At 65.0% G+C, this 23,025-nt stretch carries 23 protein-coding genes and 1 other RNA gene; 12 read left to right on the top strand and 12 right to left on the bottom strand.

All coding sequences use genetic code 11. The annotated features are described in order from the left end of the window. Positions 1-46: 46 nt before the first annotated feature. The 4 genes from I6J77_RS08485 to I6J77_RS08470 are packed head-to-tail and all read left to right on the top strand — an operon-like array spanning position 47 to position 3,277. Entirely contained in the window at positions 47-742 is a 696-nt protein-coding gene (locus I6J77_RS08485) for a 2OG-Fe(II) oxygenase (RefSeq protein WP_056718602.1), read from the top strand. A gap of 12 nt (positions 743-754) precedes the next feature. After that, positions 755-1,507 carry a prolipoprotein diacylglyceryl transferase gene (locus tag I6J77_RS08480; protein ID WP_204111282.1) on the top strand — a complete coding sequence of 251 codons (753 nt, stop codon included), beginning with the start codon at positions 755-757 and terminating at the stop codon, positions 1,505-1,507. After that, entirely contained in the window at positions 1,492-2,931 is a 1,440-nt protein-coding gene (locus tag I6J77_RS08475; protein WP_204111281.1) for a radical SAM protein, read from the top strand. Before I6J77_RS08480 ends, I6J77_RS08475 begins: the two co-directional genes overlap by 16 nt. Next, on the top strand, positions 2,924-3,277 hold the full coding sequence (locus I6J77_RS08470; RefSeq protein ID WP_204111280.1) for a hypothetical protein: 354 nt from the start codon (positions 2,924-2,926) through the stop codon (positions 3,275-3,277). Before I6J77_RS08475 ends, I6J77_RS08470 begins: the two co-directional genes overlap by 8 nt. Before the next feature lie 33 nt (positions 3,278-3,310). Here I6J77_RS08470 and dapB read toward each other — a convergent pair whose 3' ends face one another. From dapB to hrcA, 5 genes are all read right to left on the bottom strand, one after another. Then, a complete protein-coding gene (gene dapB / locus I6J77_RS08465) occupies positions 3,311-4,111 on the bottom strand; it encodes a 4-hydroxy-tetrahydrodipicolinate reductase (protein ID WP_204111279.1) in 801 nt (266 codons plus the stop codon). A 55-nt stretch (positions 4,112-4,166) separates the two neighbouring features. After that, the gene (gene dnaJ / locus I6J77_RS08460; RefSeq protein ID WP_204111278.1) at positions 4,167-5,294 is read right to left on the bottom strand and encodes a molecular chaperone DnaJ; all 1,128 of its coding nucleotides are present in this window, start codon (positions 5,292-5,294) and stop codon (positions 4,167-4,169) included. Between the two features lie 114 nt (positions 5,295-5,408). Next, complete coding sequence (gene dnaK / locus I6J77_RS08455) at positions 5,409-7,328, bottom strand: molecular chaperone DnaK (RefSeq protein ID WP_056718608.1); 1,920 nt, start codon at positions 7,326-7,328, stop codon at positions 5,409-5,411. A 155-nt stretch (positions 7,329-7,483) separates the two neighbouring features. Next, a complete protein-coding gene (grpE, locus tag I6J77_RS08450) occupies positions 7,484-8,017 on the bottom strand; it encodes a nucleotide exchange factor GrpE (RefSeq protein ID WP_204111277.1) in 534 nt (177 codons plus the stop codon). A gap of 81 nt (positions 8,018-8,098) precedes the next feature. Continuing rightward, positions 8,099-9,163 (bottom strand): heat-inducible transcriptional repressor HrcA, encoded by a 1,065-nt coding sequence (hrcA, locus tag I6J77_RS08445; RefSeq protein ID WP_204111276.1) that lies wholly within the window; start codon positions 9,161-9,163, stop codon positions 8,099-8,101. Between the two features lie 124 nt (positions 9,164-9,287). Between hrcA and recN the strand changes: the two genes are divergently transcribed. Further along, complete coding sequence (gene recN, locus I6J77_RS08440; RefSeq protein WP_204111275.1) at positions 9,288-10,961, top strand: DNA repair protein RecN; 1,674 nt, start codon at positions 9,288-9,290, stop codon at positions 10,959-10,961. Between the two features lie 24 nt (positions 10,962-10,985). On the opposite strand, the gene I6J77_RS08435 is transcribed toward recN, so the two are convergent. After that, a complete protein-coding gene (locus I6J77_RS08435) occupies positions 10,986-11,621 on the bottom strand; it encodes a response regulator transcription factor (RefSeq protein WP_007805399.1) in 636 nt (211 codons plus the stop codon). Between the two features lie 94 nt (positions 11,622-11,715). Between I6J77_RS08435 and I6J77_RS08430 the strand changes: the two genes are divergently transcribed. Next, positions 11,716-13,314 carry an MASE1 domain-containing protein gene (locus I6J77_RS08430; protein ID WP_204111274.1) on the top strand — a complete coding sequence of 533 codons (1,599 nt, stop codon included), beginning with the start codon at positions 11,716-11,718 and terminating at the stop codon, positions 13,312-13,314. Between the two features lie 319 nt (positions 13,315-13,633). On the opposite strand, the gene fur is transcribed toward I6J77_RS08430, so the two are convergent. Next, positions 13,634-14,056, bottom strand: a complete 423-nt coding sequence (gene fur / locus I6J77_RS08425) for a ferric iron uptake transcriptional regulator (protein WP_056718613.1) — start codon at positions 14,054-14,056, stop codon at positions 13,634-13,636. Positions 14,057-14,131: 75 nt separating this feature from the next. On the opposite strand from fur, the gene I6J77_RS08420 reads away from it, so the two are divergent. Continuing rightward, positions 14,132-14,590 carry an outer membrane protein assembly factor BamE gene (locus I6J77_RS08420; protein ID WP_204111273.1) on the top strand — a complete coding sequence of 153 codons (459 nt, stop codon included), beginning with the start codon at positions 14,132-14,134 and terminating at the stop codon, positions 14,588-14,590. A gap of 27 nt (positions 14,591-14,617) precedes the next feature. Here the strand turns inward: I6J77_RS08420 and I6J77_RS08415 are convergent, their stop codons facing one another. Together I6J77_RS08415 and I6J77_RS08410 are read right to left on the bottom strand one after the other, a co-directional pair. Further along, entirely contained in the window at positions 14,618-14,896 is a 279-nt protein-coding gene (locus I6J77_RS08415; protein WP_204111272.1) for an RnfH family protein, read from the bottom strand. After that, on the bottom strand, positions 14,889-15,320 hold the full coding sequence (locus tag I6J77_RS08410; RefSeq protein WP_204111437.1) for a type II toxin-antitoxin system RatA family toxin: 432 nt from the start codon (positions 15,318-15,320) through the stop codon (positions 14,889-14,891). Before I6J77_RS08410 ends, I6J77_RS08415 begins: the two co-directional genes overlap by 8 nt. A gap of 141 nt (positions 15,321-15,461) precedes the next feature. Between I6J77_RS08410 and smpB the strand changes: the two genes are divergently transcribed. Continuing rightward, positions 15,462-15,953, top strand: a complete 492-nt coding sequence (smpB, locus tag I6J77_RS08405) for an SsrA-binding protein SmpB (protein ID WP_056718616.1) — start codon at positions 15,462-15,464, stop codon at positions 15,951-15,953. Between the two features lie 54 nt (positions 15,954-16,007). Here the strand turns inward: smpB and ssrA are convergent. Continuing rightward, positions 16,008-16,362: a transfer-messenger RNA gene (gene ssrA, locus I6J77_RS08400) on the bottom strand. Between the two features lie 191 nt (positions 16,363-16,553). Between ssrA and I6J77_RS08395 the strand changes: the two genes are divergently transcribed. Continuing rightward, positions 16,554-16,877, top strand: coding sequence for a cytochrome c (locus I6J77_RS08395; RefSeq protein WP_056718617.1), 324 nt, complete (start codon positions 16,554-16,556; stop codon positions 16,875-16,877). Between the two features lie 18 nt (positions 16,878-16,895). Beyond that, on the top strand, positions 16,896-17,249 hold the full coding sequence (locus I6J77_RS08390; RefSeq protein WP_056718618.1) for a cytochrome c: 354 nt from the start codon (positions 16,896-16,898) through the stop codon (positions 17,247-17,249). A 70-nt stretch (positions 17,250-17,319) separates the two neighbouring features. Here the strand turns inward: I6J77_RS08390 and I6J77_RS08385 are convergent, their stop codons facing one another. Continuing rightward, positions 17,320-17,928 carry an NfuA family Fe-S biogenesis protein gene (locus tag I6J77_RS08385; RefSeq protein WP_040672788.1) on the bottom strand — a complete coding sequence of 203 codons (609 nt, stop codon included), beginning with the start codon at positions 17,926-17,928 and terminating at the stop codon, positions 17,320-17,322. Positions 17,929-18,082: 154 nt separating this feature from the next. Between I6J77_RS08385 and I6J77_RS08380 the strand changes: the two genes are divergently transcribed. Continuing rightward, positions 18,083-18,424, top strand: coding sequence for a 4a-hydroxytetrahydrobiopterin dehydratase (locus tag I6J77_RS08380; protein ID WP_204111271.1), 342 nt, complete (start codon positions 18,083-18,085; stop codon positions 18,422-18,424). Here the strand turns inward: I6J77_RS08380 and I6J77_RS08375 are convergent, their stop codons facing one another. Continuing rightward, positions 18,425-19,330 carry an RluA family pseudouridine synthase gene (locus I6J77_RS08375; RefSeq protein ID WP_056718620.1) on the bottom strand — a complete coding sequence of 302 codons (906 nt, stop codon included), beginning with the start codon at positions 19,328-19,330 and terminating at the stop codon, positions 18,425-18,427. It lies immediately after the preceding gene. A 428-nt stretch (positions 19,331-19,758) separates the two neighbouring features. Here I6J77_RS08375 and I6J77_RS08370 point away from each other — a divergent pair, with 428 nt between their 5' ends. Further along, a complete protein-coding gene (locus I6J77_RS08370) occupies positions 19,759-22,980 on the top strand; it encodes an Rne/Rng family ribonuclease (protein ID WP_204111270.1) in 3,222 nt (1,073 codons plus the stop codon). Positions 22,981-23,025 lie beyond the last annotated feature (45 nt).

The following is a 23,025-nucleotide window of genomic DNA, read 5'->3' as shown; positions in this document are numbered from 1 at the left end:
CGGCCAGCGCTACACTAGGCCACATTTTGCCGGAGAATGATGTCCCATGAGTGCTGCCGTCCTGCTCGATCCCGCTCGTCTCGATCGCCCGGATACCACGGTGCAGCACGATCCCTTTCCGTTCATGGTGGCGCACGGCCAGTTGCCGGACGAAGTGCGCAGCGACCTGGACCGCGATTTCCCCAAATACGCCAGCGCCGGCTTTTTCCCTTACGACCCGGCCGACTGCGGACCGAGCGTCAACGCCCTGATCCGGGACATGACCGCACCGGACTTCGCCAGCGCCATCGGCCGGCGCCTGGGCATCGATGATCTCGGGCGTTATCCCACGCTGGTCACCTTGTGCCGGCTGCTCAACAAGCGCCACGGCACCATCCATACCGACAGCCGGTCCAAGATCGCCACCGCGCTGATCTACCTCAACCCCCAGTGGCCCGACACCAGCGAAGGCTGCCTGCGCTTCCTGCATCGCATCGATGACATCGACAGCGTGATCGCTCCGGAGCTGACGCCGCTCTATGGCGAGTTCGCCGTCTTCAAGCGCTGCGACAACTCCTTCCACGGGCACCTGCCCTATGAAGGCGAACGACGCGTGATCCAGGTCGCGTGGCTGACCAGCGAGGAGGAGAAACTGCGCAAGACCAGGCGTGGCAAGTTCTCGCGCACCTTCAAGAAGATCTTCGGCAGCCTGGACAGGAAGCTCGGCGCGGGCCGGGATCGCAACGCCTCGCATCGCGACTGAGTTCGCCCTGCCATGTCGCCCGTCGCGCTGCACACGATGTTCGAGGCACTGGCTTACGCGATCGGCTTTCGCACCTTCCTGTGGACGCGGCGTCGACTGGCGCCCACGGCATTCCGGCATGAGGACCACATGGTCTGGGTGGCGGTGGGTGCGATCGTCGGCGCCGCGCTGGGCGCCAAGCTGTCGTTCTGGCTGGACGACCCGCTGACCGCGTTCGCCGACTTCCCCGAGTTGCACCACCTGCTGGAAGGCAAGTCGATCATCGGCGCCCTGCTCGGCGGCCTTGTCGGCGTGGAGCTGGCCAAGAACATCGCTGGAGTCGACAACTCCACCGGTGACGCCTTCGTGCTGCCGCTGACCCTGGGCATGTGCATCGGCCGGATCGGCTGCTTCCTGGCTGGCCTCGGCGACCACACGTATGGCTTACCGACTGCGTTGCCGTGGGGCGTGGACTTCGGTGATGGCCTGCCACGCCATCCCACCCAGCTCTACGAGATCGCCTTCCTGCTGGTCCAGTACGTGCTGCTGCACTGGCGTCGAGAGGCTCTGACCCGGCCGGGTGACCGCTTCCGTGCCTTCATGATCGGCTACCTGCTGTTCCGCCTGCTGGTCGAGTTCATCAAGCCGGTGTTCTACACCTATCCCGGGGGGCTGTCCGGGCTGCAATGGCTGTGCGTGGCCGGGCTGGTTTACTACGCCCGCGACATTCCACGTATCCTGCGGGCGTTGTTCGCCAGGGGAAGCGGTGCATGGGAGCCAAGGTAAGGCCATATCTCTTCTACGACAGCGCGGTGTCGATCTGCACGACCTGCCTGCGCCGGGTCGAGGCGAAGATCCTGATCAAGGATGAACGCGTCTACCTGGAAAAATGGTGTCCGCACCACGGCCGCGAGCGCGTGCTGATCGCCGACGACGCGGCGTACTACCGCCAGTGCCGCGAGCTGTACATCAAGCCGCCGGAGCTACCGCAGCGCTTCAACACGCCCCAGCACTACGGCTGCCCGTACGACTGCGGCCTGTGCCCGGAGCACATGCAGCACTCCTGCCTGACCCTGGTCGAGATCACCGACCACTGCAACCTGCGCTGCCCGATCTGCTACGCCGACAGCGGCCCGCACCGCCCCGGCTTCCGCGGTCTGGCCACGGTGGAACGCATGCTCGATGCGGTGGTGGCCAACGAGGGCGAGCCCGACGTGGTGCAGATATCCGGCGGCGAACCGACCCTGCATCCGGATTTCTTCGCGATCCTCGATGCCGCCAGGGCGCGTCCGATCCGGCATCTGATGGTCAACACCAACGGCCTGCGCATCGCGAAGGAACCGGAGTTCGCCGCGCGGCTGGCCGAATACCAGCCCGGCTTCGAGCTGTACCTGCAGTTCGATTCCCTGCGGGACGAGGTGCACAAGGAGTTGCGCGGCGCGAAGCTGCGCGACGTGCGGCTGAAGGCGCTGGAGCACCTGAACCGGCACGACATTTCGACCACGCTTGTCGTCACCGTGAAGAAGGGCCTCAACGATGGCGAGCTGGGCGAGATCATCGACTTCGCGCTGACCCAGCCGTGCGTGCGCGGCGTAACGTTCCAGCCGATCCAGGCCGCCGGCCGTCTGGAAGGCTACGATCCCGAACACAACCGGCTGACCCTGAGCGAAGTGCGCCGGCGCATCCTCGAACAAAGTCCGCTGTTCCAGCCCGACGACCTGATTCCGGTGCCATGCAACCCGGACTGCCTGGCGATGGCCTATGCACTGAAGATGGGTGGCCAGGTCGTGCCGCTGACCCGCTTCGTCTCGCCGGAAACCCTGGTCAGCAAGGGCCGCAACACGATCGTGGTGGAGCGTGACGAGGAACTGCGCGCCCACGTGTTCGAGCTGTTCGCCACCAACCATTCACCCGAATCGCAGGCCTGCTCGCTGGCCGACCTGCTGTGCTGCCTGCCGCAGGTGCAGGCGCCGTCCGACCTCGGCTACCGCAACGTGTTCCGCGTGCTGATCATGCAGTTCATCGACGCCCACGGCTTCGACCTGCGCGCGGTGAAGAAATCCTGCGTGCACATCGCCCAGCCCGATGGAAAGATCATTCCGTTCGATACTTTCAACCTGTTCTATCGCGACGACAAGGCTGCCACGTTGACGAAGTTGCGCCGCGAGATCGAACAGGGCCGCGCCATCGAGGAAACACCCCATGAGTGAGATGCGTCTGGAACCGCCGACCTCCGCGCCATCAACGCCCCCACCCATGCCCCACGAACCGGACACTTCCGGCGGCTCGCTGGCGGCCGGGGTCGGCCTGGCCTGGCTGGTCATGATCGTTGGCGAAGTGCTGTTGATGACGCTGATACTGATGACCGACAGCTTCGGCGCGATCCTGGGCGGCTTCCTGCTTCCGCCGCTGGCTATCGTCGTGTGGGGGGTCGTCCTGCTCAACGGCAGCAAGCCACGCACCGGCAAGGGCATGCTGCTCGGCCTGCTGTCGATCGTCGCCGTCGCGTTTCTGCTGGTCGCCGCCTGCTTCGGCCTGATCAGCGCCTATCACTGAGCTGTCACCAGCCGATCCGGCCGCCGACACGACTCACCGCTGCGTCGCGATGACATCCTCGAGCTGCCAGTGCCCGGCGCTACGGCCGACCAGCCAGTGCGCCGCCTGCAAGGCACCGCGCGCAAAGATCGAACGATCGGTGGCACGGTGAACCAGTTCCAGCCGCTCGCCCTGCCCGATCAGCATCGCGGAATGCTCACCGACGATATCGCCGCCGCGCACCACGGCAAAGCCGATGCTGCCCTCGCCCCGTGCACCGGTCTGGCCCTCGCGGCTGTACACCGCCGTCGCCTCCAGCGTGGTCCGGCGCGCGGCGGCGGCGGCGTGGCCGAGCGCCAGGGCGGTGCCCGACGGGGCATCCTGCTTGCGGCCATGATGTGCTTCGACGATTTCCAGGTCCCACAACGGCAACGCGGCAGCGGCTTCGCGCAGCAGTCGCGTCAGCACCGCCACGCCCAGGCTGAAATTGGCCGCGCGCAGGAGGGCAATGTGCTGGCCGGCATCGGCGAGGCGTGCTTCCAGCGCGGCGTCGAGGCCGGTGGTGCCGCTGACCAGCGCGATACCGCGCGTCAGGCAGTGCTCGAGCGCCGATGACAGGGCCGCCGGGCTGCTGAAGTCGATGACCGCATCGATCGCCGGCGCCTGCGCCCAGTCGTGCGCATGGCGCAGGACGCTGTCGGTGAGCGGCGCCACCAGCTGGCCATCGTGCGGAGAACCCGGGGCCACCACTGCGTGGACGAGCGCGAAGCGGGGATCCTTGCCGACAAGATCCAGCAGGGCACGACCCATGCGGCCGGAGGCGCCGTTGATGGCAAGACGGACGGGTCGGGTCATCAGCGACGCACTCCAGTGGCTCGATTGTTGGATGCTAGCCCGCGGCCAGCCAGGATCACGCGGTGACTTTCGACCAGAATTTCTTCACGCCGTCGACCCAACCGTTGGCGCGCGGCGTGTGCTTGCTGGCCTCGCTGCCGTCGAAGGTGGCCTCCAGCGATTCCAGCAACTCGCGCTGCTGCTTGGTCAGGCGCACCGGCGTCTCCACCACGACCCGGCAGATCAGGTCGCCATGCCGGCTGCTGCGCACCGACTTGACGCCGCGACCGCGCAGGCGGAATTGCGTTCCGGTCTGGGTTTCCGACGGGATGCTGATCGGCACCTCGCCATCCAGGGTCGGCACGGGAAGTTCGGCGCCCAGGGCCGCCTGCGAGAAGCGGATCGGCAGCTCGCAATAAAGGTCGTTGCCCTCGCGCTGGAAAATCGCGTGTTCGCGCACCTGCACTTCCACGTACAGATCGCCGGCCGGTGTACCGGACGGGCCGGCCTCGCCCTGCCCGGTCAGGCGGATGCGATCGCCGTTGTCGACGCCCTCGGGAATCTGCACCGATAGCGTGCGGGTCTCCTCGATGCGGCCTTCGCCATGGCATTTCTTGCAGGGTTTCTCGATGGTCTGGCCGCTGCCACCGCAATGCGGGCACGCCTGCTGGATCGAGAAAATGCCGTTCTGCATGCGCACCTGGCCGTGGCCGTGGCAGGTCTTGCACTTGCTGACCTTGCCATCTTCCGAGCCGCTGCCGTTGCAGTGGTGGCAGTTGACCTGGCTGGGTATCTCGATTTGCCGGCTGACGCCGAACACGGCCTCTTCCAGGTCCAGTTCCATGATGTAGCGCAGGTCGGCACCGCGACGCGGACGCCCGCGCCCGCCGCCGGCACGACCGAAGATGTCGCCGAAGATGTCGCCGAAGATGTCGCCCACGTCGCCGAAACCCGCGCCGCCTCGGCCGCCCATGCCGTGCTCGAACGCGGCATGACCGTGCTGGTCGTACATTGCGCGTTTCTGGGTGTCGGACAGCACCTCGTAGGCCTCCTTGGCCTCCTTGAACTTGTCCTGCGCCGCGGGATCGTCCGGGCAGCGATCCGGGTGGTATTTCATCGCCAGTCGGCGAAAGGATTTCTTCAGCTCGACTTCGCTGACGCTGCGCTCCACGCCCAGCACTTCGTAGTAATCACGTTTGCTCATTGATGCATCCACACTGCCTGTCGCGCCCCTGTCCCGCATTCAGCAAACAGCCCACGCCCGGAGAATTCCCGGCGCGGGCTGGCCCATCGGCAACGCCGATGACGATGCCGAAGATTACTTGTCGTCTTTCACTTCGGTGAACTCGGCATCCACCACGTCATCGGGCTGGGCCGAACCGCCGCCCGGTGCCGACTGTGCACCGGCGTCAGCCTGGGCGCCACCCTGCGCCGCCGCGTACAGCGCCTGCGCCACCTGTTCCAGCTTCTCGACCTTGGATTCGATCGCCGCCTTGTCGTCGCCGTCCTTGACCTTCTCCAGGTCGGACAACGCACCCTCGATACTGCTCAGCTGATCAGCCGGCACCTTGTCGCCGTGCTCCTTCAGCGCGCTGCGGGTGGCGTGGACAAGCTGGTCGGCCTTGTTGCGGGTGGCCACCAGTTCATGGAACTTCTTGTCCTCTTCCTTGTTCGCCTCGGCGTCGGCGACCATCCGGGCGATCTCTTCCTCGGACAGGCCCGAGCCGGCCTTGATCTCGATCTTCTGTTCCTTGCCGGTCTTCTTGTCCTTGGCCGACACGTGCAGGATGCCGTTCGCGTCGATGTCGAAGGTAACCTCGATCTGCGGCATGCCACGCGGCGCCGGATCGATGCCCTGCAGGTCGAACTTGCCCAGCGACTTGTTCGCGCTGGCACGCTCGCGCTCGCCCTGCAGCACGTGCACGGTCACCGCGGTCTGGTTGTCGTCGGCAGTCGAGAACGTCTGCGAGGCCTTGGTCGGCACCGTGGTGTTCTTCTCGATCAGCTTGGTCATCACGCCGCCCATCGTCTCGATGCCCAGCGACAGCGGGGTGACGTCGAGCAGCAGCACGTCCTTGACCGAACCACCCAGCACGCCGCCCTGGATCGCCGCGCCCACGGCGACGGCCTCGTCCGGATTGACGTCCTTGCGCGGTTCCTTGCCGAAGAAGTCCTTCACCGCTTCCTGCACCTTGGGCATGCGGGTCTGACCGCCGACCAGGATCACGTCGTCGATGTCGGACACGCGCAGGCCGGCATCATTCAACGCGGTGCGGCACGGCTCGATGGTGCGCTTGACCAGATCCTCGACCAGCGCCTCGAGCTTGGCCCGGGTCAGCTTGATGTTGAGGTGCTTCGGGCCCGAGGCGTCGGCCGTCACGTACGGCAGGTTCACGTCGGTCTGGTGGTTCGAGGACAGCTCGATCTTGGCGCGTTCGGCGGCGTCCTTCAGGCGCTGCAGGGCCAGCGGGTCCTTGCGCAGGTCGATGCCCTGCTCCTTCTGGAATTCCTCGACCAGATAGTCGATGACGCGCATGTCGAAGTCTTCGCCACCCAGGAAGGTGTCGCCGTTGGTGGCCAGTACCTCGAACTGCTTCTCGCCGTCGACTTCGGCGATCTCGATGATCGATACGTCGAAGGTGCCGCCGCCCAGGTCGTACACCGCGATCTTGCGATCACCGCCCTTCTTGTCGAGGCCGTAAGCCAGGGCAGCCGCGGTCGGCTCGTTGATGATGCGCTTGACGTCGAGGCCGGCGATCTTGCCGGCGTCCTTGGTCGCCTGGCGCTGGCTGTCGTTGAAGTATGCCGGGACGGTGATCACCGCCTCGGTGATCGTCTCGCCGAGATAGTCCTCGGCGGTCTTCTTCATCTTCATCAGCACCTTGGCGGCGATCTCCTGCGGCGCCATCTTCTTGCCGTCGGAGGTCTGCACCCAGGCGTCACCGTTGTCGTGCGCCACGATGCCGTAGGGCACGATGTGCAGGTCCTTTTGCACTTCGGCGTCGGTGAACTTGCGGCCGATCAGGCGCTTCACCGCGTAGAAGGTGTTCTTCGGGTTGGTCACGCCCTGGCGCTTGGCCGAGGCGCCCACCAGCACTTCGCCGTCCTTGTTGAAGGCGACGATGGACGGCGTGGTGCGATCGCCTTCCGAGTTCTCGATGACCTTGGTCGTCGTGCCGTCCATCACGGACACGCAGGAGTTGGTGGTGCCCAGGTCGATGCCGATGATCTTGCCCATGTTCAATCTCTCCAGATTTTCTTTGCGGCCCCCGCGGCCGCGATGGTTTTCAGATGGGGGTCTGCTCTGGCGATTCAATGCCGGCAATGCCCCGAAGACGTGTTCCAGCGTTCCCGCCGGCGCGCCATTCAGGCGGGCGCCAGCGTGGTGACCATTCAGTCCCTGGCCACCGCCACCAGGGCGGGACGCAACAAGCGGTCATTCAGTACGTAACCCTTCTGCAGCACATTGACCACCGTGCCCGGCGCCTGGCCGGCAGCGTCGACCATGCTCACGGCGTGGTGCCGTTCCGGGTCGAGCGGCTGACCCAGCGGATCGATCTGCGACATGCCATGGTTCTCGGCGACCTTCAGCAGGGCCTTCAGGGTCAGGCCAAGGCCTTCGCGCATCGAGGCGACGTCGGCCGCCTCGACTGCCAGGCCACTTTCCAGTCCGTCGTACACCGGCAGCAACTCGCCGAGCAGTTTCTCGTTGGCGAAACGGCGAGCCTGCTCCAGGTCGCGGTGCAGCCGGCGACGCTGGTTGTCGAGCTCGGCGTGCTCGCGCAAGACGGTCTCGCGCAGCTCGGCGTTGCTGGCCTCCAGCTCGGCCACACGTGCCTGCAGGGCCTCCAGCTCGGGATTGGCCGCGTCGGCGGTATGGTCCTCGGCTGGCGTGTCGCCCGACGAATGCGGATCGTTGTTCTGCATGTTCACTCCAAACGGTTGTCATGGCCGGCACGAATGCCGACCGCCCATGATTCTTGCGAGAAACCCCGTCTCCCGCAGCGGTTATAGGGTCGTGGCCGCCCGATTCAAGGCGTCGCTGAGCAATCCGGCGGTGGCCTGCACCACCGGGATCACCCGCTCGTAGGCCATCCGGGTCGGCCCGATGACGCCCACCGCGCCCAGCACCCGACCCTGCGCGCCATAGCTGGCGGTCACCACGCTGCAACCATCGAGCGCGGTAAAGCCCGATTCCTCACCGATGAACAGGCGCATCCCGGGGGCCCGGGCGCAGACTTCCATCAGCTGCAGCAGTTCGTTCTTTTGCTGGAATGCCTCGAACAGCTCGCGCATGCGCTGCATGTCGGCCAGCTCGGCATAACCCATCAGATTGGTCTGGCCACTGACCAGCATGTCCGGCCCGGTCGGACCGTCGGGGCCGAACGAGGCGGTGGCCAGCTCGACCGTACTGGCCAGCAACCGGTTCAATTCACTGCCGGCCTTGCGCACCTCGGCCAGCAGGTGGGCACGGATGTCGTGGATCCGGAAACCGGCAAAGTGCGTATTGAGGTAATTGGCCGCGCGCTCGAGCTCGCTGGCATCCAGCGGCTTGGCCAGTTGCACGATGCGGTTCTGCACCTGGTTGTCGCTGAATACCAGGATCACCAGCACCCGCGCGTCCGGCAACGACACGAAATCGATATGCCGCAGCGGGAAATCGGCCTGGCGCGGCACGGTGACCACACCGGCAAACCGGGTCATCGCCGACAGCAAGGTGGAAACATTGCCCAGCAGGTCGCGCGTGGTGGTCGGCCCCGGCGGCAATTCGCGCTGCAGGCGGGCCATCTCGGCCTGCGGCAGCGGCTGCAGTTCGATCAGGCTGTCGACGAACAGGCGCAGCCCGCGCGGCGTCGGCACCCTCCCTGCCGAGGTGTGCGGCGAAGCGACCAGGCCGGCGTCTTCCAGATCCGCCATGATGTTGCGGATGGTGGCAGCACTGACATCCAGGCCGGACGAACGCGACAGCGTGCGAGAGCCGACCGGCTCGCCGTCGATCAGGTATTGCGCAATCAGCGTGCGCAACAGGTTGCGCGCGCGTGCATCGAGGTCGTGGCCGTGCCGGTTCGTCATGCTGAGTGTTGCAGTCCGTGAGACCACACAGAAATAAGGTCTGCGCGCGCGCCTTGCAAGTGAAACGTATCCAGCAGCTCGGCGGCTCCCGCTACAATCCCGTCACTCCCCGATCAAGCCAGCCATGCTTACTTCGCTCTACGTCCGCCATTTTGCCGTTGTGGAAGCCGCCGAAGTGTCCTTCGGCCCCGGCCTGACCGTGGTCAGCGGCGAAACCGGTGCCGGCAAGTCATTGCTGGTCGACGCCCTGATGCTGCTGGCCGGGGCCCGCGCCGACAGCGGCATGGTCCGCGCCGGCAGCGACCGCGCCGAACTGGCTGCCGAGTTCGACCTCACCGATCTGGCCGAGGCGCGGGCGTGGCTGTCCCGCGAGGAACTGGACGAGGATGGTGGCTGCCAGTTGCGCCGGGTGATCCGTGCCGAGGGCAGTTCCCGGGCCTGGATCAACGGCCGCCCGGCCAACGCGCGCCAGCTCGGCGAACTGGCCGCCCTGCTGGTCGAGATCCATGGCCAGCACGAGCATCAGGCACTGCTGTCCCGTCCTCATCAGCTGGCCCTGCTCGACGCTTATGCCGGCCATGACGACCTGCTGGTGCAGGTGCGCGAAAGCGCCATGCAGTGGCGCGAGCTCGCGGCGCGCATGCGCAAGCTCAGCGGCGGCGACGACCGGGACCAGCGCCTCGAACTGCTTCGCCACGAAATCGAATCGCTAGAAAAATGGTCCCTGCCGCCCGCCGAACTGGCCGAGCTGGAATCGAGTCACAAGCGGCTGGCCAATGCCGGACGGCTGGCTGAAGGCAGCACCAGCGTGCTGGAACTGCTCGATGGCGACAGCGAATTCGCGCTGCGCCGCGCGCTGGGTCGCACCCACGCGGAGCTGTCCAAGCTTGCCGCACTCGACGACAAGCTCGCCCCCCTGCTCGATCTGCTGGACAACGCCGGCATCCAGCTGGCTGAGGCGGCCGATGGTCTGGGACGATACGCGCAGGACGTCGACCTTGATCCGGAACGTTTCAGCGAAGTGGACAACCACCTGGCCCGGCTGCACGAACTGTCGCGGCGGCACCGGCTGCCGGCTGCGGAACTGCATGACAAGCTGGCCGCCCTGCGCGCCGAACACGATGAACTGGAAGGCGCCGGCGATGCGCTTGAAGCGCTGGCCACGCAAAGCCGGCGGCTGGAGCTGGCCCATGCCGACGCCGCCGCCAGGCTGAGCGAGGCCCGCTCGCTGGCTGCCAGTCGGCTCGGTGAGGAAGTCAGCGCCCTGATGAACGAACTGGGCATGGCCGGCGGCCAGTTGCAGGTCGAACTGGAACCCGCTGCCGCCGGCGAGCCCGACCCGCAGGGTCGCGAACGCTGCGAGTTCCTGGTCAGTGCCAATCCCGGTCAACCACCGCGCGCACTGCGCAAGGTCGCCTCCGGTGGCGAACTGGCCCGCATCAGCCTGGCCATCGAAGTCGCCACGCTGGGCAAGGACACGGTCGGCAGCATGATCTTCGACGAGGTCGATACCGGCATCGGTGGGGCGATCGCCGAGGTGGTCGGGCAGAAACTCCGGGCGTTGGGTGCGCAGCGACAGGTTCTGTGTGTCACCCATCTGCCGCAGGTTGCCGCGCAGGGGCACGCCCATCTGCGGGTCAGCAAGCACAGCGATGACGACTCCACCCGCACCCGTATCGAGAAGCTCGATGCCGCCGGCCGCCGCGACGAGCTGGCGCGCATGCTGGGTGGTCTGGAGATCACCCGGGAAACCAGGGCCCACGCCAGGCAGATGCTGGACCGCGCACAGACGGACTGAGCTGATGCCGGCGCGAGTGACCCGTCAGCCCGCCGGTGACAGCAACCCTCGTTCGCTGGCCATGCGGTAGAGATCGAGTTCCGACCCCGCCCCCAGCTTGCCCATCAGGCTGGCCCGGTGGATGTAGACGGTCTTCTGGCCGATGCCCAGCTCCGCCGCCACCTGCTTCGGGGTCAGGCCGCCAGCCAGCAGCAGGAACACTTCGCGCTCCCGGGTGGTGAGCCGGTTGACCGGGTCCAGCGCCTCATTCGGCCGCTCCGCCCGACGCTGGCGCAGGTCCGAGCTCAGGAAGCACTCGCCCTGCATCACCGCGCGCAGGCCCGCCACCAGTTCTTCGGGAGCGACACCCTTGGTGACGTAACCACTGGCGCCGCGACGAAGCGCTTCGGATACATAGGGCTCGCCGTCATGCATGCTCAGCACCACGATGCGGGCCTGCGGATGCACGCTGCGAAGATGCTCGATCAGCGGCAGGCCGCTGCCATCCGGCAGGGACAGGTCCAGGGCCACCAGATCGGGACGCCAATGCCCCACGGCTTCGACGGCATCGTCGGCGCTGCGGCATTCGGCCACCACATCGAGATCGGACTCCATCTCGATCAGCCGCTTGAAGCCCTCGCGAACGATGGCATGGTCATCAACCAGAACGATGCTGTACATCCGCCTACTTTACACAGAGCGGGAGCCCATCTGTACATTCCCGGCCGCTCGCTCCCCTGAACATCCGCAACGGGCGCGCATGTAACATTCGTCCATGCGATCGAAACTCCTGCACCTGCCCGACTCCGGGCCCATCATCGCCGCGGGCTATCTGCTGCTCTGGCTGCTGCTGTGGTCGACCGTCCAACCCTACTGGATGCTGCCTTACGGCCTGCGTTTCGGCACCCTGCTGCTGACCCCGGTGCGCTATTGGGGCTGGCTGCTGGGCGCCGAGCTGGCCGCGACCACCGGTATCGCACTCGCCCATGGCATGCCGCTGGGTTGGCTGGGTTTGGCCATCGGCGAGTTGCCGGAGCCGCTGGTGATGGCCGGCGGCCTGTGGCTGCTGCGCCGGTTCAACCTGCATGCCAGCCTGCAAAGCCCGCAGGAAGTGACCCGACTGATGCTGTCGGTGGTTCTGGTGGTTTCCGCGACGACCGCCGTCGACGCCGCGCTGCTGGCGATGGTCAGCACCCCGAGCTCCCCCGAATTGCTGGCCCGCATGCTTGGCGAGGAGTTGCTCAGCCAGTATCTGGGCATCCTCCTGATCGTGCCGTTGATGATCATGGTCCTGCGCACGCGAATCGAGCAGCGCGCCCTGGCCAGCCTGGTCATGGATGGCCTGCTGGTCATGCTGCCGTCGATGACCATCCTGCTGGTGCTGTCGGAACAGGCCGCGCCGCAACCACAGTTCGCCCGGGTACTTTCGCTGGCGCCGGTACTGTTCTTCGCTTTCCGTCACGGCTGGCGAGGGGCCAGCCTGGCCATGCTGACCACCAGCCTGGGCATGACCCTGGTGGATCAGCACCTGGGCCACGCGCCCACGACGGCCGCGGCCTACCTGTTCCTGGCCGTGGCAGGCACCGGCGCACTGATGCTCGGTTCGGCCACGGACGCCCTGCGCCGCAGCAGCGCACGGGTGGCCGAGCAGAACGTCTACCTTGGCGCCGTCAACCGCCGCCTCGACCAGCTGGCCCACCAATTGCGGGACGCCGCGCGCGGCAACCTGCAGGCCGACGAAAACCAGCGCCGCCATCTGGCCGCCGAACTGCACGACGAGCTCGGCCAGAACATCACCGCGATCCAGACCCACGTGAAGCTGGCCCAGGCACGCCTGCACCAGGCCGGGATGGAGGACATCAGTACCTCGATCAACACCATCCTCGCGCACATGCGGCGAGCCCTGCATCGGCTGCTCGACGACCTGCGCCCGGCCGTGCTGGACGAGTTCGGGTTGCTGCGCGCGCTCGACGAGGGACCGATTCGCGATCTGCTGAATGCCGCCGGGATGACGTATCACACCCAGTTGCATGGCGACCCGCGCCTGCTGGACGACGATACCCGCACCGCCATTTACCGGCTGGTGCAGGAGAGCGCCACCAATGCCGTCAAGCACGCCAGGGCCAGCGAATTCCGGCTGCGCCTGCGCATCGGCGAACGCCAGGGCATCGCCGTGGCCCTGCTGGACGTCCGTGACGATGGCGCGGGCCTGCCCAGCCGACTGCCGCGTGGCGGTCGTGGATTGCAAGGCATGCGTGACCGCGTCACGTCGCTGGGTGGACAGTTCCGGCTGCGTCCTGCCGCGACCGGAGTCCACCTTCGCATCTTGCTGCGAAGCAGCACAGGCGCGATGGAAGAGCAGCGAGTGACCTAGGAATTTTTCTGATACCGCAAAAGTGAAGCTCTCGTTACGATCAATCCATCGATGTGGGGGAGCCGTCATCGCAAGATGACGGATCAGGGCAGCCGTGGGGACGGCGGCTCTGAAAAAACGGCAGGATGCCGTTTCGCCGCTACCTGGCGAGAGTCATGAGGCAACAGCGAGCCATTCGCTTGCCGATCGACAGGTAGAGGAGCAGCCGCGGGCGGACAGGAGTCCTCCTCGCGGCTTTTTTATGCCTGCCGTTTGCCCTTTCGGGGGAATGTTGCCTTTTCGGGGGAATGGCGCCGGCGGTGGGCGCCGTGGCAACTGCTCAGCCTTTGCGGGGACGGTGCTTGGGCCTTACATAGAGGACCAGGTTGTGATCCTCGATCACGTAGCCGTGCTTGGCCGCAATTTCATGCTGGAGACGTTCGATCTCCTCGCTGACGAACTCGATGACCTTTCCGCTGTCCACATCAATCATGTGATCGTGGTGCTTGCCGCGGTCAAGTTCGTAGACCGCCTGGCCACCTTCAAAATTGTGCTTGACGATGATGCCGGCCGCCTCGAACTGGGTCAGCACCCGGTAAACGGTGGCCAGTCCGATGTCTTCCTGGTGGGCAAGCAGTTTCTTGTAGACGTCCTCGGCACTGAGATGCTGCACGCCTTCTTCGTCGAAAATCTGCAGGATGCGCATGCGCGGATGCGTGACCTTGAGGCCCACCCTGCGCAGCTCTCTGGTTTCCTGTTCCATGCCCCACCCTCGCACACGGCCTTTTCGAGCCGGTAGTGTATCATCCGACACCTTCACGATCCGGACGCAACACGCATGCAAAAGCTGATTACCCTGCTGGTTTTCACCATGCTGGCGCTCTCTGTCGCCGGCTGCCACATCGTCTACAAGCCCGACGTGCAGCAAGGCAATCTGCTGGACAAGAAAACGGTGGATCAGCTCAAGCCGGGAATGACCAAGCATCAGGTGCTGGTGTTGATGGGAACACCGTCGGTAAACAGCCCGTTCGACCAGAGCCGGTGGGACTACGTTTCGACGTTTTCGCGTCGTGGCGCCCCGATGAAGGTGCGCACGTTCACGCTGACCTTCAACAACGACACCCTGGTGCGCACCGAAGGCGACTTCTTTGCGCAGGACGCCCAGCAACTGGTCAAGGACAGCAAGAAATACAACGCCGGCTATCCGGCCAACGAAACCCAAGGTGACAAGAACACCTCGCCGGATGACAAGAAGGACAACGGCGGTTTCGGACAGGGCAGCAACGACGGCCACTGATCAGCCGACGGCCTGGCTGCACATGGCTCAACGGGCGCGTCGCCGACGTGCCTCCATCGGATCGAGCAGCAAGGGGCGATATATTTCGACCCTGTCGCCGTCACGCAGTACGTGATCCGGCGCCACCTTGCGGGAAAACAGGCCGAGGCGTTCGGAACTGATCGTGCCCCCGGGGAGTGCCTCGGCCATCCCCGAAGCGGCAATGGCCTGAGCCACCGTGGCACCTTGGGCAAGATCGATCCGGCGCCGCAGGGCACGCTCCGGCCCCGCGCAAATGACTTCGACCCGGATCGTGGCCTCACCCATAAACGCGCCCTGCCTCCCGACAAAAGTCATCCACCATGCGCCCGGCCAGCCCCTGGAAACCGAGCTTCAGGGCACTGCCGCCGAGCCGGCCGGCGTAATCGAAATCCAGCGCAAATGCGACCTTGCATCCCGCCTCGCCCAGCGCGATGAAGTCCCATACGCCTTCGAGGCTGCGAAACGGCCCATTTACCAGATCCATCTGCAGACGCCGTGGCGGGTCGACCGTGTTTCGCGTGGTGAAGCTCTGCTGGAACCCCGCGAACTTGAGATCGAGTCGCGCCACCAGCACATGCTCCGAGCGCTCCAGAATTTCTGCACCGGCACACCAGGAGAAGCGCTTTGGGTATGCTTCGACTTCATTGACCAGGTCGAACATCTGCGCTGGCGAATATTTCACCAGCGCGCTGCGGCGGATTTCGATCACGACAACCTCTTCGGCTTGTGCATTCATCCGTGAATGCGAAAGATCAAGTGAGCGTCCTGCCTGGACGCAATCTCAACAAAGCGTCGCTCCGATGGGAACGACGGGCAATGCGGCCGCCCAGAGGCCCGAAGTTTAGCGGACATGGCCAAGAGCAAGGACAAGGACAACAAGGGCGGCGGGACCATCGCGCTGAACAAGCGCGCCCGCTTCGAGTACCACATCGATCAGCGCTTCGAAGCTGGCGTCGCATTGCAGGGCTGGGAACTGAAGGCACTGCGTGCGGGCCGCATCAATTTCGGCGACAGCTATGCGGTGGTGCTGAAGAACGAGATATTCCTGGTCGGCACCTCGATCCCCCCGCTGATCAGTGCCTCCACCCATGTCATCGCCGAGGACCGGCGCACGCGCAAATTGCTCCTTCATCGCAAGGAGATCGATCAACTGGTCGGCGCCGTCGAACGCAAGGGCTACACCCTGGTGCCGACTGCGATGTACTGGAAAGGCAACAAGGTGAAGGTCGAGATCGGCCTGGCCCGCGGCAAGCAGGAACACGACAAGCGCGATACCGAGAAGCAGCGCGACTGGCAAATCGAAAAGCAGCGCACTATGCGATCGCACAACCGCGCAGCCTGAAACTTCGGCAAGGCACCAAAGAAAAAACCCCCGATCGCTCGGGGGTTTTCTTGTTGGTGGAGGTGGCGGGAGTCGAACCCGCGTCCGAAGGCGTTAAATGCCCGGATCTACATGCTTAGCTCGCCGTTCGATCTCGTTCCGCGACAAGTACGGTGGGCAAAACGCACCGCGGAACCAGCCTGATTGATTTAGCCTAGAACCGCCAGGCGGCAGCGTTCGGCGATCTCATGATAATGACCCTACACCGACGAGCATGAGCACAAGTGGGTTCGGGGCTTACGCCTTAAGCGGCGAGAGCGTAGTTGTCGTCGTTGGCAACTATGAGTTTGCTGCTGGATTAACGAGGAAAGCTGCCCCCTCGGCATGCACCAAGTCATCTCACTACCCCCGTCGAAGCCAGGACACCCCCGGGGAAAACGATCTGACACGCCAAGTATATGGGGACGGGGCACGCAACACCAATGCCCGGCCGATGTACCGCATGCGAGCCGTGCAATCCTTGACCATCGTCAAGCGGAGTGTTGTTAGGTCGTTAACGCAACGTCTATACTTGGTGGCTTGCAAGATCCCGTATCCGTCGCACTCGTGGGAAAGACCTCGATGACTCGATTGCATTTGCTGGGCCTGGTTGTGGCCTCTGCCCTGTTCGCCACCGCGAGCGCCCACGCCGAAGGCGACAAGGCCGCCGGCCGCAAGCTGGTTTATACCTGCGCCGGCTGCCATGGCGTGCCCGGTTACACCAATGCCTATCCGCAGTATCCGGTGCCGAAGATCGCCGGCCAGAACGAGCAGTACATCGTCAACGCGCTGAATGGTTACAAGGCTGGCGACCGCAAGCATCCCACCATGGATGCGCAGGCCCAGAGCCTGTCCGATGCGGACATCCGGAACATCGCCGCCTATCTTTCCAGTCTCGCCAAGTAGTCGCCAAGGATTTCACGCATGAACCGTGTGCTTACCCTGCTTTCCGTCGGCGCCGTGCTGGCGTTCGCGTCCACCCAGTTGCTGGCCAATGGCAATGCCGAGAACGGAAAGCAGAAGGCTGCAACCTGCTTCGCCTGCCACGGTACCGATGGCAACTCGATCGACCCCCAGTACCCTCGCCTGGCAGGACAGTACAACCTGTATCTCCAGCGCGTGCTGCACGAATACAAGAATGGCGATCGCGACAACCCGATCATGAAGGGCATGGTTGCCACGCTTTCCGACCAGGACATCGAAGACGTGTCCGCGTATTTTTCGGGACTGCCGAGCAAGCTCGACACCCTGCAGGGCCACATCGGCGGCGACAAGTAAGTCGATTCCCTCTCCAGTCCGAAAAAGGCCCGCGCAAGCGGGCCTTTTCCGTCATGACACACCGACCGGTTCAGGCAATCGCGGATTTGCCCTCGGCCTTGCTGTAATAGGGCTTCTCGCCGCCGGCGTGATCGGTAGCGTCACGTACCGCGGTGATTTCCGGCACCCGCTCGCGCAGGGTCTTTTCGACCCCCTGCTTCAGGGTCACGTCGACCATCCCGCAGCCATGGCAGCCACCACCGAACTGGAGCAGCACCACGCCATTGGCGTCGATCTCCAGCAGGCTGACCCGGCCACCGTGCGACGCGAGCTTGGGATTGATCTCGGCCTCCAGCACGTAGCGCACACGCTCGATCAGTCCCGCCTCCGCGCCTGGGATGTCACCCTTGATCTTCGGTGCCCGGATATTGAGCTGGCCACCAGTCGCATTCGGCTCGAAGTCGATGCTGGCGCCATCAAGCCAGCTGGCGCTTTCGCCATCCACATGAAAATCGAAACCGGCGCACTCGATCGTCCATTCCCCACCCGCCAGGTCGATGGGCTCGCAGAACTCCAGCTCGCAGTTTGCCGCGGGCGTACCCGGCGAAGTCACCCGCAGGCGGATGCCCAGCCCTTCGATGCCCTGTTGTGAGAGAAGGCGCAGAAAGTGCTGCTGCGCACGCTCGGAAATATCAATCATGCCTGCTCCAGAACCGCCCATGTCGATGCCGGCCAAACGGTGCCGACGAAACAGCACCATTTTAGTCCTGTTTCAGGTTTCATGCGCGCTTTGACTTTTGCGCGCACAACTTCGACGCTTCGCCTCCGCTATTCCGAACACCGATGGAGACTGCATGAACGCCAACGAGCTCTCGACCAGACATTGCCAGCCCCGCAAGGGCAAGGAACACGCACTGCAGGCGCCCGAGATCGCCGACCTGCTGCTACAACTGCCCGGCTGGAGCCTGGCCGACGACGGCCGGGCCATCGTGAAGGACTTCACGTTCAAGGATTTTCACCACACCCTGGGTTTCATCAACGCGGTCGGCTACATGGCCAACCATGAAGACCATCACCCGGATCTGGAGGCGGGCTACGGCCATTGCCGGATCCTGTGGTCGACCCATGACGTGGGCGGGCTGTCCCTCAACGATTTCATCTGTGCCGCGCGGGTCGAGGCGCTGCTGGCGCGCTGATCAGTAGTCGGTGCGCGACTTGTCGCGGGTATAGACCAGCCGCTTGCCCTTGACGGCAAGGACGTCGAGAAAGTTTTTCAGGTCATCGGGCAGCGGCGCGGAAAAGCTGTAGGCCCGTCCATCCAGGTCGAAACTCATGTGCGAGGCGTGCAGGAACAGCCGTTCCAGCCCCATCTCGCGGTAGCGCTTGTTCATTTCGCGGTCGCCGTACTTCGGATCACCGGCCAGCGGGTGGCCGACATGTGCCGCATGCACCCGGATCTGGTGCGTGCGGCCGGTGCCCAGGGTGGCCTGCATCAGGCGCGCGCTGGGGTACTGCTCCATCTCGCGGAAGAACGTCAGCGACGGTTTGCCGCTGTCGGCCACCCGCACCATGCGTTCACCACCCTGCAGCACCGACTTCAACAGCGGCGCGTTCACGTCGAACTTTGCCTTGGACGGATGGCCGAGCATCAGGCACAGGTACTGCTTGGTGACTTCGCCGGCGCGGATCGCCGCCTGCAGACCGGTCAGCCCGGCGCGAGTCCGGGCGAAGACCAGCACACCGCTGGTATCGCGATCCAGCCGATGAACCAGTTCCAGATGCTCCTGCGGCCTGGCCGCGCGAAGCAGTTCGATGGCGCCGTGGCTGACCCCGCTGCCACCGTGACTGGCCACGCCCGAGGGCTTGTCGATCACCAGGAAATGCTTGTCCTCGAAGATCACCGCATCGGCGACCGCGGCAACCAGCCCTCCGGCGGGGGCATGTCCTTCCGGCCTCTCGGCCACTCGAACCGGCGGGATGCGCAGCGTATCACCCTCTGCGAGACGGGTATCGGGCTTGGCCCGCTTGCCGTTGACGCGCACCTGACCCGTACGCAAAAGCCGATAGATCATGCTCTTGGGGACGCCCTTGAGCAGGGTCACCAGCGCGTTGTCGATGCGTTGACCGTCCCGTTCGGGACCGATCTCGACTTGACGTACACCGTGAGGTGCGTCATGGGAAGTTGCCGTCTGCATTGAAAAAAACCTGCTGAAATAGGATACTCGGCGGGCGCTACATTCTGCCCATCGAAGTCTGGATCGGGTCGAGTGCCCGCCCGTAACGTCGGCGAGGATTGCCCCGGTTGCCTTCTGGCGGCCGGTCGCGACTCCCTTTCATCGTAACGGTTGGGCCGTCGTTTGTCCGATGCCATTGCGGCATCGGGGCGGCAGGCGCAGCTGACCGAATCATCCCGACGCCGGAAACGGTGCCGTTTTTTTTGCCGCTTAACTGCAGCGGCGCGATCCCCGGCAGGCCGCCACTGTGGCGCCACCGCGGCACGCGACGCGCGGCCAAGCCGAGGATTACCACCATGAAACGTATGTTGATCAACGCGACTCAGCGTGAAGAGTTGCGCGTGGCCATTGTCGATGGCCAGAACCTGTACGACCTGGACATCGAAATCCCTTCGCGGGAACAGAAAAAGTCCAATATTTACAAGGGTCGAATCACCCGTGTCGAGGCTTCGCTGGAAGCCTGCTTCGTTGAATATGGCGCCGAACGCCACGGTTTCCTGCCGCTCAAGGAAATCTCCCGCGAATACTTCACCAACGGCCTGGACCCGCACAAGGCGAACATCCGCGAACTGATCAAGGAAGGTCAGGAAGTCGTCGTGCAGGTGGAAAAGGAAGAGCGTGGCAACAAGGGCGCCGCCCTGACCACCTTCATCAGCCTGGCCGGCCGCTACATGGTGCTGATGCCGAACAACCCGAAGGCCGGCGGCGTGTCCCGCCGGATCGAGGGTGAAGACCGGCAGGCCCTGAAGGAAGCGCTGGACCACGTCACCGTGCCGGACGATGTCGGCCTGATCGTGCGCACCGCCGGCCTGGGTCGCGATGCCGAAGAGCTGCAGTGGGATCTCGATTACCTGTTGCAGCTGTGGAAATCGATCTCCGAGGCGGCCGGCAAGCAGAAGGCGCCGTTCCTGATCTACCAGGAATCGAAGCTGTTCATCCGTGCCCTGCGCGACTACCTGCGCAGCGACATCGGCGAGATCCTGATCGACGACGAGTCGCTCTACAACGACGCTCGCGACTTCATGCAGCAGGTGATGCCGAACGCCCTGCGCAAGCTCAAGCTCTACCGCGACGACACCCCGCTGTTCACCCGTTACCAGATCGAAACCCAGATCGAGAGCGCGTTCGACCGCCAGGTGCGCCTGCCGTCGGGCGGCTCGATCGTGATCGACCAGACCGAGGCGCTGACCGCGATCGACGTGAATTCGTCGAAGGCGACCAAGGGCAGCGACATCGAGGAAACCGCGTTCAACACGAACTGCGAGGCCGCGGTGGAAATCGCCCGCCAGGCGCGCATCCGCGACGCCGGCGGCCTGATCGTGATCGACTTCATCGACATGGACAGCCCGCGCCACCAGCGCGAGGTGGAAGACCGCCTGAAGGAAGCGCTGAAGCTTGACCGTGCCCGCGTGCAGATCGGCCGCATCTCCCGCTTCGGCCTGCTCGAGATGTCACGCCAGCGCCTGCGCCCCAGCCTCGGCGAAGCGACCCAGATCACGTGTCCGCGTTGCGAAGGCCACGGCCATATCCGCGGCGTGGAATCGCTGTCGCTGTCGACCCTGCGCCTGATCGAAGAACACGCGATGAAGGACAACACCGGCCAGGTGCTGGTGCAGGCGCCTTCCAGCGTGGTCAACTTCCTGCTCAACGAGAAGCGTGCCAGCGTGGTGGAGATCGAACTGCGCCACAAGGTGCACGTGATGATCATCGCCGACGAAAAGCTGCAGACCCCGCACATCGAGATCCAGCGCATCCGCGAAGCGGACATGGGCGAGCACAGCAAGCCCAGTTACGAAATGCTGACCGTGGTGGAAACCGCCGAATTGCCGAAGATGGGCCAGGCCCTTGGCAGCGGTGAGCAGCCGGCAGTCAGCGGCGTGCTTCCGGCAAGCCCTGCCCCGGTGCGCGAGGAAGTCGCGGCCGCCCCGGCGCCCAGCCGGCCGACCGCGCCCCGTCGCGGCCCGGCAGAACCCACGGCAACGCGCAGTGCGCCCGCCGGCGGCGTCATTGCCCGTTTGCTGGGCTGGTTCCGCGGTCCGGAGGCGCCGGCGGCGACCTCCCCTGCTCCGGCGCGCAGCGACAGCGGCAACGAGAGCGGCAACCGCAGTCGTCGCGACGAACGCGGCAACCGCAACGGCAACGGCGCCAATGCCACGCCGGCCCGCCAGCCACGACGCGAAACGACACCGCCGCAAGGCTCGCCGAAGTCGGCAGCTCAGCAGCAGGCGCGCAGCAATCGCCAGCGCAACAACGAATCCCAGTCACGACCGGCACCGCAGGCCCAAACCCAGTCTGTCAGGGCGGAACGCCAGCCCAAGGGGCCGGCCGAGAACGCTCCGCCCCGTGCCGAGCGCAAGCCCAATCCGCAACAGCAGCCGAAGGTTGAGCGCCAGCCGCGCGTCGTGGAAAACCAGCGTCCTGTTGCGGCCCCGATGGACGAGGTGGCCAAGGAAGCCGAGTTGCTGGTGACGCCCGTTGCCGAGGCAGCAGTGCCCTCGTCCGAAGAAGGCGCGGCGGATACCGAAGGTGCCCAGTCGCGGCGTCGGCGCGGTCGGCGCGGTGGCCGTCGTCGCCGTCGTCATGATGAAGCCGGTGCCAATGGAACCGATATCAGCAGCGAGCAGGCCGAGGCGCTGGACGACGAGGACCGCGAAGAAAGCGCCCTGGCGCCCACGCCCGTCGCGACTCAGGCAGGCGTTGCCGAACGCGTGTCCACGGATGCCGCCAACGTCGGGACTGGCGCCGCGGGTCAGGCCAAGGCACCGGCTCGCCCGACCCATGAAAGCCCTGTGTCTGGTGTGACAGAAGGCCATTCGAAGCTGGAGACACCTGCGGCTGTGATCAGCGCAGTAACTGCCTTCAACCTGCCCGCGCTGCCGCCGATTCCGCTCCAGGACGAACCGGCTCCGGCAAACAGCGGTACCGATCAGCATGCCGTCAAGGTTGAAGTGGCCGAAACCAGGCCCGCAACGGCCCCATCCAGCACGCTGGCAGCCAAGCCTGACCAGGAAAAGACGTTGACGGGAACCGTTGACACCGAAGCTTCGCCCGAAGCAAGGTTCGTGGCTGTTGAAGCACCAGCGGTGACGCCAGCCGTCAGCCAGCCGTCCACGCACGCGGGTGCTTCAAGTGACGCCATCCTCGCACCGGCGGCACAGCCTGCCGAGGAAACCACCGCCGAGGTTGCGGTTGCGGCGGTGACAGCTCCTGCCCCCACGATGACGGCGACTCCGGTCGAGAAGCCCACGTCGGCTGCGCCAGTGGCCTCCGGTTTCCCGAACACTGATTCGACCAACCCCAAGCCGGCGGCGGCATCCAGCACGCCCGCATCACCGGTGGCGGCGGAGCAGACCGGGCCGGCGACCGCCACCGAGGCTGTGTCCGCTCCCCTTCCGATGCCCAAGCAAGGTGACCTGCTGGGCATGCCTCCCCGTCACGTCACGGTGACGGACAAGGCCATCGAAGACAGGGAAGAACCTGCGCCAGTCCCGCACGACAAGAGCGACGCGCAAGGCTGATTGCAGCAATAAAAAAACCGGACGAAAGTCCGGTTTTTTTTCCTC

Source organism: Rhodanobacter sp. FDAARGOS 1247 (genome assembly GCF_016889805.1).
In the GTDB taxonomy this organism is placed as follows: Bacteria; Pseudomonadota; Gammaproteobacteria; order Xanthomonadales; family Rhodanobacteraceae; genus Rhodanobacter.
This window is presented reverse-complemented; position numbering and strand designations above follow the sequence as displayed.